Annotated in this window: 11 protein-coding genes; 3 read left to right on the top strand and 8 right to left on the bottom strand. The window is 59.8% G+C overall.

What is annotated here, in order from left to right; genetic code table 11:
- Nucleotides 1-188: 188 nt before the first annotated feature.
- The 8 genes from nirD to AGR13A_RS19180 all read right to left on the bottom strand — a co-directional run bounded on the left by nirD (nt 189) and on the right by AGR13A_RS19180 (nt 9,163).
- Nucleotides 189-524, bottom strand: coding sequence for a nitrite reductase small subunit NirD (nirD, locus tag AGR13A_RS19145; RefSeq protein ID WP_080838669.1), 336 nt, complete (start codon nt 522-524; stop codon nt 189-191).
- A gap of 5 nt (nt 525-529) precedes the next feature.
- Nucleotides 530-2,977: a nitrite reductase large subunit NirB gene (gene nirB / locus AGR13A_RS19150; RefSeq protein WP_080838671.1), complete on the bottom strand. Its 2,448-nt coding sequence runs from the start codon at nt 2,975-2,977 to the stop codon at nt 530-532.
- A 5-nt stretch (nt 2,978-2,982) separates the two neighbouring features.
- A complete protein-coding gene (locus tag AGR13A_RS19155) occupies nt 2,983-3,780 on the bottom strand; it encodes an ABC transporter ATP-binding protein (RefSeq protein WP_035225183.1) in 798 nt (265 codons plus the stop codon).
- 14 nt (nt 3,781-3,794) lie between these two features.
- Nucleotides 3,795-4,688 carry a nitrate ABC transporter permease gene (gene ntrB, locus AGR13A_RS19160; protein WP_080838673.1) on the bottom strand — a complete coding sequence of 298 codons (894 nt, stop codon included), beginning with the start codon at nt 4,686-4,688 and terminating at the stop codon, nt 3,795-3,797.
- A 115-nt stretch (nt 4,689-4,803) separates the two neighbouring features.
- Entirely contained in the window at nt 4,804-6,096 is a 1,293-nt protein-coding gene (locus tag AGR13A_RS19165) for a CmpA/NrtA family ABC transporter substrate-binding protein (RefSeq protein WP_080838674.1), read from the bottom strand.
- Nucleotides 6,097-6,475: 379 nt separating this feature from the next.
- The gene (locus AGR13A_RS19170) at nt 6,476-7,771 is read right to left on the bottom strand and encodes a CmpA/NrtA family ABC transporter substrate-binding protein (RefSeq protein WP_080838676.1); all 1,296 of its coding nucleotides are present in this window, start codon (nt 7,769-7,771) and stop codon (nt 6,476-6,478) included.
- Between the two features lie 36 nt (nt 7,772-7,807).
- Nucleotides 7,808-8,395, bottom strand: a complete 588-nt coding sequence (locus tag AGR13A_RS19175) for an ANTAR domain-containing response regulator (RefSeq protein ID WP_034500932.1) — start codon at nt 8,393-8,395, stop codon at nt 7,808-7,810.
- A gap of 102 nt (nt 8,396-8,497) precedes the next feature.
- A complete protein-coding gene (locus tag AGR13A_RS19180) occupies nt 8,498-9,163 on the bottom strand; it encodes a GntR family transcriptional regulator (RefSeq protein ID WP_035225192.1) in 666 nt (221 codons plus the stop codon).
- A 266-nt stretch (nt 9,164-9,429) separates the two neighbouring features.
- Here AGR13A_RS19180 and AGR13A_RS19185 point away from each other — a divergent pair, with 266 nt between their 5' ends.
- From AGR13A_RS19185 to AGR13A_RS19195, 3 genes are read left to right on the top strand one after another with little or no spacing between them, the layout of a single operon-like run.
- Nucleotides 9,430-10,686: an NRAMP family divalent metal transporter gene (locus AGR13A_RS19185; protein ID WP_035225196.1), complete on the top strand. Its 1,257-nt coding sequence runs from the start codon at nt 9,430-9,432 to the stop codon at nt 10,684-10,686.
- A gap of 20 nt (nt 10,687-10,706) precedes the next feature.
- Nucleotides 10,707-11,474, top strand: a complete 768-nt coding sequence (locus AGR13A_RS19190; protein WP_080838677.1) for a LamB/YcsF family protein — start codon at nt 10,707-10,709, stop codon at nt 11,472-11,474.
- An 11-nt stretch (nt 11,475-11,485) separates the two neighbouring features.
- Nucleotides 11,486-12,295 (top strand): putative hydro-lyase, encoded by an 810-nt coding sequence (locus AGR13A_RS19195; protein ID WP_080838678.1) that lies wholly within the window; start codon nt 11,486-11,488, stop codon nt 12,293-12,295.
- Nucleotides 12,296-12,299 lie beyond the last annotated feature (4 nt).

The following is a 12,299-nucleotide window of genomic DNA, read 5'->3' on the forward strand; positions in this document are numbered from 1 at the left end:
TTACCCCCCTCTGTCCTGCCGGACATCTCCCCCTCAAGGGGGGAGATCACTTGCGGCACGAACTTCCATTCACGGTGTGAGTCGCCGCCCGCAGAGATGAAACGGGAAGCCTTCCGCTTGTCGATCTCCCCCCTTGAGGGGGAGATGTCCGGCAGGACAGAGGGGGGTAACGCCGCTGCCATCGCAATTCACTCCGCCGCGATCATCAGGGTTTCGAGCGCTATCGAAAGCCTTCCATCCAGATTACGCACCGGAATGGTCCGCACCTCACCTTCATCCGCCCCCAGCGCCTTGCCCGTTTCCAGCGAAATGACCCAATTGTGCAGGGGACACGTCACCGAAGCCCCGTGCACGATGCCCTGGCTCAGCGGCCCGCCCTTGTGCGGGCAATGGTCCTCAATGGCGAAGACCTGATTTTCCGCCGTGCGGAACACGGCGATCTTGCCCATTGGCATTTTTACGCAACGCGCGCCACGTAGCGGAATGTCGGAGATATCGCCAATATCGATCCAGTTGCTGTCCATCGTTCTCACTCCGCCGCCTCACTGAAACCGATTGCCGCCATGGGTCTGAATTCGTGCTTGTCGTGACCGGATACACGTTCCGACCAGGGGTCGACCTGCGCGAATTTCTGGCTGAAGACGAAGCGGTCGAAATAGGCCCTGCGCTTTTCCGCATCGTCCATGATCTGGCGGCGGATTTCGTCGTAACCGATGCGCTTGGCCCATTTGTAGATGCGCTCGAGATAGCGCGCCTGTTCGCGATACATCTGCGTCAGCGCCACGATATGCTCCAGCGCCTCATCCTCGGTTTTGACAAGACCCAGAACTTCCGTGCCCTTGATATCGAGACCGGCAGCACCGGCAAAATGAATCTCAAAACCGGAATCGACGCAGATGACGCCGATATCCTTGCAGGTGGCCTCGGCGCAGTTGCGCGGACAGCCGGAAACGGCAAGTTTCAGCTTGGCGGGCGTCCACGAACCCCACATGAATTTTTCGATGCGGATGCCAAGGCCGGTGGAATCCTGTGTGCCGAAGCGGCACCATTGCTGGCCGACGCAGGTTTTGACCGTGCGCAAACCTTTGGCGTAGGCCTGGCCGGAAATGAAGCCAGCCTTGCCGAGATCGGCCCAAACCGCCGGCAGGTCCTCCTTTTCGATGCCGAGAAGATCGATGCGCTGGCCGCCCGTCACCTTCACCATCGGGATTTCGAACTTGTCGACCACATCCGCAATTGCCCGAAGCTCGGAGGAAGAGGTAACGCCGCCCCACATGCGCGGCACGACGGAATAGGTGCCGTCCTTCTGGATATTGGCGTGGACGCGCTCATTGATATAACGCGACTGGTAATCATCGGCATATTCATCCGGCCAGTCGCAGACGAGGTAATAATTGAGCGCCGGCCGGCACTTGGCGCAGCCGCAGGAGGTCTTCCATTCCAGCTCCTGCATCACGGCTGGAATGGTCTTCAGCCCCTTGGCCTTGATGAGACGGCGCACATCGTCGTGGCCGAGATCGGTGCATTTGCACATGGGCTGCACGGCAGCGGGATTATAGCTGTCGCCGAGCGTTATCGTCATCAGCTGCTCGACAAGGCCGGTGCAATTGCCGCAGGAGGCGGACGCCTTCGTGTGGGCGCGCACATCGTCCAGCGATGTCAGCCCCTTGGAGGTGATGGCCGAGGTGATCTTGCCCTTGCAGACGCCGTTGCAGCCGCAGATTTCCGCATCATCCGGCAAGGCTGCAACGGCCGCCATAGGGTCCAGCGGCGACCCTCCCTGATAGGCCTGGCCGAAGATCAGGGTTTCACGCATGGCGGAAATATCGGTCGATTTCTTCATCAGATCGAAGAACCACGAGCCATCCGCCGTCTCGCCATAGAGAACCGCACCGATGATGCGGTTTTCCTTGAGGATCAGGCGCTTGTAGACACCGGCCGTGGCGTCACGCAGCACGATTTCCTCGCGGTCGTCGCCTTCGGCGAAATCACCGGCGGAAAACAGGTTGATGCCGGTGACCTTCAGCTTGGTATTGGTGACGGAGCCGTGATATTCGGCCGAACCGCCGCACAGCCGGTCGGCGAGCACCCGCGCCGATTCATAAAGGGGTGCAACGAGGCCATAGCACATGCCGCGATGTTCGGCGCATTCGCCAAGCGCGTAGATCGAGGCGTCCGAGGTCATCATGCCGTCATCCACAACAATGCCGCGATTGACGGCGATGCCTGCCTCCTTGGCGAGACCCGAAGCAGGACGGATGCCGACCGCCATCACCACCATGTCGCCCTTGATAACCCGGCCGTCTTCCAGCTCGATGCCTTCGACCTTCTCCTCACCGAGAATGCATTTGGTATTGGCCTTGGTGATGATGTCGATGCCGCGCTCATTGAGCGCTTTTTCCAGAAGATAGGCCGCTGCCGGATCGAGCTGACGCTCCATGATCGTCGGCATCAGGTGGATGACGGTGACATCCATGCCCTGGCGCTTGAGGCCATAAGCGGCTTCCAGCCCGAGAAGACCGGCGCCGATGACGATGGCGCGGCCCTTGCCCTCGGCGATGTCAAGCATCTTCGTCACATCGTCGAGATCGCGATAGGCGAGCACGCCTGGCAATTGATGACCGGGAACGGGAATGATGAAGGGCGACGAACCGGTGGCGATCACCAGCTTATCGTAGGAAACCGTGATGCCGTTTTCGCTGGTCACGGTCTTCCTGTCGCGGTCGATGCCGGTGACCTTCGCTCCCTTGTGCAGCGTGACATTGTTAGCCGCATACCATTCGTCATTATGAATGACGATGTCTTCATAGCTCTTTTCGCCAGAAAGCACCGGCGAGAGCATGATGCGGTCGTAATTGACGCGCGGCTCGGCGTTGAAAATGGTGACGTCGTAAAGGCCGGGAGCGGTTTCGAACAGGTTTTCCAGCATGCGCCCCGGCGCCATGCCATTGCCGATGATGACGAGTTTTTGCGTCATGGGCGTTACTCCGCAGCTTCGACGAAGCGGTGACGTTCGTAGAGGAACTTCAGCACGGCCTCGCGGCATTTGAGGTAGGTCTTGTCGGATGCGAGCTCGATGCGGTTGCGCGGGCGTGCCAGCGGCACGTCAAGCACTTCGCCGATATGGGCGGCCGGACCGTTGGTCATCATCACGATACGGTCCGAAAGCAGCACCGCCTCATCCACATCGTGGGTGATCATGACCATGGTGTTGCCAAGCCGGGCATGGATTTCCATCACGGCATCCTGAAGATGGGCGCGGGTCAGCGCGTCCAGCGCACCGAAAGGCTCGTCCAGCAGCAGGATTTTCGGCTCCATGGCGAGCGCGCGGGCAATGCCGACGCGCTGCTTCATGCCGCCGGAAATTTCCGAAGGCTTCTTGTCCTTGGCATGGGCCATCTGCACGAGATCGAGATTGCGCATGACCCAGTCATGCCGCTCGGCCCGCGTCTTGGTATTGCGGAAGACCTTCTCGACAGCGAGATTGACGTTTTCATAAACCGAAAGCCAGGGCAGCAGGCTGTGGTTCTGGAACACGACGGCGCGTTCTGGACCCGGCTCGTTGACTTCGCGGTTTTCGAGGAGCACCGCGCCGGCAGACACTTTCGTCAGTCCGGCGATGAGGTTGAGCATAGTGGACTTGCCGCAACCGGAATGGCCGATGACGGAGACGAATTCGCCTTTTTCGATGGTGAGGTTGATGCCTTTCAGCACCTCGGCGCGCGAACCGCCCTTGTCGAAATATTTGTCGATATGATCGAGCTTGAGATAAGCGTTCATAATTGTTCGCCCTTTCAGTTCGCCGCAGCGCCGCGGGTGATGACCTTGCCAAGCGCCGCCACCAGCTTGTCGAGCACGAAGCCGACGACGCCGATGTAGACGAGCGCCACGATGATGTCGGGCAGGCGGGAGGAGTTCCACGCATCCCAGATGAAGAAACCGATGCCGACGCCGCCGGTCAGCATTTCCGCCGCGACGATTGCGAGCCAAGAAAGGCCGACACCGATACGCAGGCCGGTGAAGATGTAAGGTGCCGCCGAAGGCAGCATGATCTTGAAGAAGAATTCCAGCTGGTTGAGCCGCAGTACCTGCGCCACGTTGCGATAGTCCTGCGGAATATTGCGCACGCCGACTGCGGTATTGATGATGACCGGCCAGATGGAGGTGATGAAGATCACGAAAATGGCCGAAGGATTGCTGTCCTGAAAGGCGGCCAGCGAAAGCGGCAGCCAGGCAAGCGGCGGCACGGTGCGCAGAACCTGGAAGATCGGATCGAGACCGCGCATGGCCCAGACCGACTGGCCGATGACAGCGCCGAGAATGATGCCGGCAATGGCGGCAAGGCCGAAACCGTAAGCCACACGCTCCAGCGAGACCAACACACGCAGGCCAAGGCCGATATCCTGCGAACCATTATGGAAGAACGGCGATACGATGAGATCGTAGCTCTCCTCGAAAACCTGGCTCGGCGGCGGCAGCGATGAGCCGGGGGCGGAACAGAGCAATTGCCAGACGCCCAGCAGAATGGCGAGAACGATGAACGGCGGTATGATGTTGCGGGCCGCCGCCGCACCCCATTTGCGCAGATCGATCCGCGAGGCAGATTTCGGCGCAAGCGACACGACGTTTGCCTTCTGCGCTACCGGCTGCTGCGGCTCTTCGTTGAATTTTCGGGCCAATGCTGACATGGGCATTTCCTCTTGATTTCGGTTGCGGTCTGGGGCTCGCCCCTCATCCGGTCTTCAGTCGCGCCGGTTGGGCAGCGCACCTGGCGGATGAGGGGCGATACCCCGGGTCTCCTCCTCAGGAGGCCGCCTTGATGGACAGGCTTTCGAGATAGGCCGACGGATTTTCCGGGTCGAAGACCTTGCCGTCGAAGAAGGTTTCCTTGCCGCGCGAGGTCGAGGCGGGAAGATCGGCAACGCCGAGATCCTTGGCCGCCGCGCGCCAGATATCCTCGCGGTTCACCTTCTCCACCAACGCCTTCACATCCGTATCGGGCGCGAATTTGCCCCAGCGGATGTTTTCCGCGATGAACCAGCTGTCGTGGCTGCGGAAGGGATAGGAGGCATGGTCCTGCCAGAACTTCATCTGCAGGCCGGTATTTTCGAGCACGCGGCCGTTGCCGTAATTGATATTGCCCTTCAGGCGGCCAAGCACATCCTTCGGCGGCACGTTGAACCATTGGCGCTTGCCGAGGATGGTGGACATTTCCTCCTTGTTCGCCATGTCATCGCACCATTGCTGCGCCTCCATCACGGCCATCAGCAGCGCCTTGGTGGCGTTGGGGTTCTTTTCCACCCAGTCCGCACGCATGCCGAGCGCCTTTTCCGGATGCCCCTTCCAGAGTTCGCCGGTGGTACAGGCGGTGAAACCGATGCCCTGGTTGACGAGCTGCTCGTTCCAGGGTTCGCCTACACAGAAGACGTCCATATTGCCGACCTTCATATTGGCGACCATCTGCGGCGGCGGAACGACGATGGTGGAAACGTCCTTGTCCGGATCGATGCCGCCGGCGGCCAGCCAGTAGCGGATCCAGAGATCATGCGTGCCGCCGGGGAAGGTCATGGCGGCCTTGATTTCCTTGCCCTCCGCCTTCTTCTTCTCGAAAGCCGCCTTCAGCTTGGAGGCATCCAGCTGAACGCCGGTTTCGGCATATTCCTTGGCAACGGAAATGCCCTGGCTGTCGAGGTTGAGGCGGGCGAGGATGGTCATCGGCACCGGCACATTATTCTGGGTCACCTTGCCGGTATGCATGAGATAGGGCATCGGCGTCAGGATGTGTGCGCCATCGATGCCGTTCGAGGCGCCGCCGAGCACGAGATTGTCGCGCGTCGCACCCCAGGAGGCCTGTTTCAGAACCTCGACGTCAGGCATGCCGTGTTTGGCGAACAGGCCCTTTTCCGCCGCAATGATGAGCGGGGCGGCATCCGTGAGCGCGATAAAGCCGATTTTCGCGCCTTTCACCTCGGGCTCAGCAGTGGCTGCGAAAGCACCGGACGGAAAGGCCACGCGCACGGCGCTGACAAGGGCGGCGGTGGCTGTCGTCTTCAGTATCGTGCGGCGGCTGACATCGCCGGAGAATATCTTTTTCATTCGCATGTTCCCCTTATTGGGCCACCTCTGTGGGTGACGTTTTCGCTTGCGAAAAAACCTGAAAATAAAAAAACGCCGCTCGGTGTTTGCGCCTGCGGAACGGGAGGTGTTCCGGGCAGCAAAACCTTGCGACGTCTATGTCTTTGAAAGCGCCTATGCCGCGCCCTGCTTGCCCCGATCGCCGTTGACCGGTGCAAACAGGAAGAAGCAAAGGGCGTGCCAGTTTATAGATTTAAAGATATAATACTGAAAATAAACGGTATTTTTTGAAATTCAAACGAGTGCTCAGATTTTGATCAACGCAATTTTTGTCTGCTGTTTGTGCAAAACAAAAGGCTCCGCGCTTGAAATTTGCGCAGCCCGCAAGGCCTGACGCCAATCACGCCTCTCCAGCGGGCGGTGAAAACGGCGCGGATGTGCGCACGGAAAAGGCATTGACGTAACCTACAATATCGGCCGGATCGAAAACGAAACCATCCACGAAACGATCCCCCTCTTCCTGCCCTTCGATACGGATATCGGCATCGCCGGGTGCATTGGCGTCTCCCAGCGCCGCCCGATAAATATCCGGCCGATAGGCCGATACAGCAGCCTGTACGCCCGCTTCAGAAAATTCCGCCTGCCCCCAGCGGATCATCTGGCTGTAAATCCACAATGCCTGGCTCCGGCGCGGATAATTGGCATGGCCGTGATGGAAGATGAAATAATTGTCGATGATCCGGCGATTGCCCCGGCTGTCGATATTGAACTCACCGGCGAGCACATGGCGGATGATGCTTTGCGGCGCATCGATATAACGGGGATCGGCGAGCGCCCTGCTGAGCTCGTCGTGATTTTCCGCAAGGTCACACCAGCGCGCCGCCGCATCGAGCGCCGTCAGCAGCCGACCGACCGTTTCCTGCTGGCCTTCTGCCCATTCAGGCCGCATGCCAATGACTTTTTCGGGCGCGGAAGGCCATAGATCCTGCTTGGCCGCAACGATCCTGCCGACGCCACGTTCGGCGGCGACGATGTTCCACGGCGCGCCGACACAGAAGCCGTCAATAGCGCCCGCCGCCAGGGCATCCGATGTCAGGGGCGGCGGTACCACCACCAGCTTGACATCATGATCGGGGTGAATACCGCCAGCGGCAAGCCAATAACGGAATTCGTAATTGTGAGACGAAAACGGATAGGTCATGCCCAGCGTCGGCGGCGCTTCGCCCCGCGCTCGCATGTCAACGAGCACCTGCTTCAGCGCCTTGGCGTTTTCCAGCGCTCCCGCTGTTTCGGAAAGGCCCGTCAACGCCTTCATCCGGGCAAAAAGCCGGGTCGAAAGCGTAATCGCATTGCCGCCTCGACCGAGCGAAAAGGGCGTGATCGTCGGTGAAGGGTTGGAGCCGAGCCCGAGCATGGAGGCGACAGGCATTGGCGAGAGCATGTGCGCGATATCAAATTGCCTGAATGCCAGCCGGTCGCGCACATTCGCCCAGGACACATCCTTGACGAGATCGAGCGACAGTCCCTCGCGCTCGGCAAAACCGAATTCGACAGATGCGATCAGGACGGAGGCGTCGACAAGCGGGATAAAACCGGCACGCAGGCGTTTTTGCCGATCGCTGCCCACGATTGCGGGCGCGCCTGTTACCCGTGTCCCTGCACTATCCGATCCGGCCGTTTTTTCCGGTGCCGCCATATCATACACTCCACACTGTCCAACCGGCGGGGTTCGTCACATCAACAGACCCGCTGCGGTGACCACGCTTTGCGCGATCTCGGAAATTTTCTTTTTCTCGTTCATCGCCGTTTGTCGCAAAAGCGCGAAAGCTTCCTCCTCGGAAAGGCCACGCATCTTCATCAGGATGCCCTTGGCGCGCTCGATGACCTTGCGTTCCTCCAGTGCCGATTTGGCGTCGGCAAGTTCCCGCTGCAGCCGGCTGAAAGCATTAAAGCGGCTGACCGCCATATCGAGAATGGGCTTGACCCGCTCTTTCTTCAGCCCGTCCACCACATAGGCGGAAACGCCCGCTTCGACGGCTGCCTCGATGGAAGCCGTATCGGAACGATCGACAAACATGGCGATTGGACGACCGACCGTGCGCGTGAGCTGGAACAGATGCTCCATCATGTCACGGTTGGGGTTTTCGAGATCGATGAAGATGACATCGGGTTGCAGCGTCTCGATGGTGCGCGCCACACCGTTCACCTCATGGATGACGGTGACACGATGATAGCCGGCCTCGCGCAATCCCTCCTCGATGATGGAGGCTCGGATCGCGTTTTCGTCGATAACGAGAATGGTGAGGTCGCGAAGCGTCATGGACGCATTGATGACGCAGCGCAGCAAACTTGGCAATCGGCTGCGCAAGCAAAAATAAGGCGGAAGCGAAAAGGAGCGTCACGCCCCTCCTCACCAGACATGTCAGGAAGCGTGTTCGACGGCGCGTTCGAGCGCCTTCAAAACCGTACGCTCTGACAGATTGAGGTAGATTTCCATCTCGTCACCCGCTTCGCCAGCCTTTCCTTCCTCCATGAGCGACAGGATCTTGCTGTTCATGTCGACGAAGGGAGAATGAAGCTGTTCAGGGTCTTTCAACAGGCCGAAACAAAGCCTGAGTTCAGCGGCGATGCGTTCGTAAAAATCGCTGAGACGGGCGCTGTCGAGGAGATCGACCACGGCGGCATGAAATTTCATATTGGCGCTGCCCACGCCCAGCCAGTCGGCCTGGTCACGCTTCACCTTGGCATCTTCGACCGCCGCGCGCATCGTCCGGATAGCCGGATGCTTGTGCCAGGCCTGACGCAGGGCGCCGCATTCCACCATGCGCCGAACGCGATAGATGTCGATCACGGATGCCATGGTGGGAACAGCAACAAAAACGCCGCGATTGGCCTCGTGGCGCAAGAGCCCATCCTTTGTCAGCAGACGGAAAGCTTCGCGCAGGGAATTGCGGGAGACATCAAAGCGCTCGCTGAAGGCTGCCTCCGATAGACGCTGTCCCGGCATCAACTCGCCGGAGATCAGCAGGGTGCGGATACCCTTGGCCAATCGATCCGCAAGCGGAAGACCTTCTATCGTTTCCGTCATGGCGCTTCTTTCCTTAAGGCAATGCAGCATCGGGAATTCCGTGACAGGCAAGTTCGGGCACGGCATGATTGCCCATAGCACAAAGCATTAGCAAAGCACGAAAAAAACGTGATTAAATCCTGCTCATGACGTCCAACAAATAGACAAAATGAAAGAACGATAACTTTATATTGTTGAACAAAGTTGACAATTTCGCAGAACACGACAAGATCGGCGGCATAAAGCATCCGCGAGGGGCGGAATTGCGACAGGAGCGGAGAAAATCCATGGAGCAGAAAAAGCTCACGCCCGCCGACCCGAACGAGGTCGCACAGAAGGCGAAAAACCAGCGTTATGCCTTGCTTTCGGCAATGTTCTTGATGTCCATGTCCGCTGTCGGACCGGGCTTCATCACGCAAACAGCGAATTTCACGGTGAAACTGGGCGCCGCATTCGCATTCGCCATCATTATTTCCATCCTGATCGACTTTGTCGTGCAGGCCAATATCTGGCGCATCGTTACCATTACCCGCATGCGGGCACCGGCCATCGCCAATGCCGCCATTCCGGGTTCGGGTTATCTGCTCGCCATTCTCGTCATCATCGGCGGCCTGTTTTTCAACATCGGCAATATCGGCGGCGCGGGCCTCGGCTTTAATGCCATGATTGATCTCGACCCGAAGATCGGCGGCGCGATCGGCGCGCTGGCGGCCATCGGCATCTTCCTGTCCCGTCGGGCGGGCATTGCCATGGACCGCGTCGTTTTCGTGGCCGCCTTTGTCAAACTCGCGCTGATCCTTTACGCAGCCTATGTTTCCGGCCCGCCGGTGGCAGAAGCCTTCCGCCAGACCTTCCTGCCGGATACGATCGATTTCGTCACCATCACCACCATCGTCGGTGGCACGGTCGGCGGCTATATCACCTATGCCGGCGCGCATCGCCTGCTGGACAAGGGAATGGTCGGCGTTGAAAATATCAATGCGGTCAATCGCGCGGCATTGAGCGGCATCGCGATTACCGGCGTGCTGCGCTACATCCTGTTCCTTGCCATTCTCGGCGTCGTCGCAAGCGGTGTGGTCATCGATCTCTCGGGCAAGGCTGCGAACCCGGCGGGCCAAGCTTTCCATGCCGCCGCCGGCAATATCGGCTATCGTCTGTTTGGCGCGGTGTTCCTCGCCTCGGCCATGACCAGCATCATCGGTGCGGCCTACACCTCCGTTTCGTTCCTGACGGCTTTCAAGCCCGACATCACGGAACGCCAGCGCAATTTGGCCACCGTCGGCTTCATCGCCATTTCGCTGATCGCCTATATCATCATCACCACACCGCCCGCAGCCATGCTCGTCTTTGTCGGTGGCCTGAACGGTCTCGTTCTGCCAATCGGCCTTTCGATCTTCATGTATGCCGCCTGGAAACGCGCCGATCTGATGCACGGCTATCACTACCCGCGCTGGCTGCTGGTGCTTGGCGTGCTGACCTGCGTACTCACCTGGTATATGGCCTATAAGTCGGCGGGCGCGATCTTTGCCCTGCTCGGCTACTGATAAATTTAAGGGAGGCAAACATGGCCGCTATCGATCTCAACAGCGATCTTGGCGAAAGCTACGGCGCATGGCGCATGGGAGACGACGAGGCGATGCTCGCCATCGTTTCCAGCGCCAACATCGCCTGCGGATTTCATGCCGGTGACCCGGCCGGTATCTACCGCACCGTCAAGGCCGCCGCCGAAAAGGGCGTGGTCGTCGGCGCCCATGTTTCCTATCCTGACCGCGTCGGCTTCGGCCGCCGCGATCTGGACGCGACTTCGGAAGAACTGATCGCCGATGTCATCTACCAGATCGGCGCACTGAAAGGCGTCGCCGCCGCTGCCGGCACAACGGTGCGTTACGTCAAGCCGCACGGCGCGCTTTACAACCGCATCGCCAATGACGCGAAACAGGGGCAGGCCGTCATTGACGGCATCAAGGCCATAGATCCTTCGCTGGTACTGATGGGTCTCGCGAACGCGCCTATCCTCGATCTTGCCCGCAAAGCAGGCCTTGCCGTTGTCGCAGAAGCTTTCGCGGATCGCGCCTATACGCCTCAGGGCCAGCTCGTCTCCCGCCGCGAGGCCGGTGCCGTGCTGCACGACGCGGCCAAAATCGCCGACCGCATGGTACAGCTTGCCCGCGAAGGCACGCTTGAGGCCATTGATGGCAGCATCATAAAGATCGAAGCGCAATCCATCTGCGTGCATGGCGACAGCCCCGGTGCCGTCGCCATTGCCCAGGAAATCCGCCGCCGTTTCGAGGCTGATGGTATCGACATCCGTTCCTTTGCATCCGATCGCTGAAAGGATAGCCGATGACGATACCGACATCCTATCTCAACCACACGGACGCCGAAGCCGCACGAAAGGCCCGCGCCACCTATCGCGACGGCCTCGTCGCCCCAACTTCCGGCATTGCACCCGGCTTCACGCAGGCGAACATGATCGTGCTGCCGCGCGACTGGGCCTTCGATTTCCTGCTTTACGCGCAGCGCAATCCCAAACCCTGCCCGGTGCTGGATGTCTCCGATCCCGGTTCGCCCACCACGCTTCTGGCACCCGGCGCCGATCTCAGAACCGACCTGCCGCTCTACCGCGTCTGGCGGGACGGCAAGCTCGTCGAGGAAACGGCTGACGCCACCGCCGCTTGGGCCGAGCGTGACGATCTCGTCGCCTTCCTGATCGGCTGCAGCTTCACCTTCGAAACGCCGATGGTGGAAGCGGGGATCGAAATCCGCCACATGACCGACAAAAGCAATGTGCCGATGTATCTCACCAACCAAGCCTGCCGCCCGGCCGGTCGGCTGAAGGGCAATATGGTCGTTTCCATGCGGCCGATCCCGGCCTCGCGGGTCGCCGATGCTGCGACGATTTCGGGGCGTTTTCCGGCCGTACACGGATCACCCGTGCATGTCGGCTCGCCGGAAGAGATCGGCATCACCGATCTTGCAAAACCCGACTTCGGTGACGCGGTACGGATCGAGCCGGGCGAGGTTCCGGTGTTCTGGGCCTGCGGCGTCACCCCGCAGGCGGCCGTGATGGCGTCCGGCGTGCCCTTTGCGATCACCCATGCGCCGGGGCACATGTTCATCACCGACATTCCCGATTCAGCCTATCACGCGTGAGGAC

It is taken from the genome of Agrobacterium genomosp. 13 str. CFBP 6927, assembly GCA_900012615.1.
Taxonomy (GTDB): domain Bacteria; phylum Pseudomonadota; class Alphaproteobacteria; order Rhizobiales; family Rhizobiaceae; genus Agrobacterium.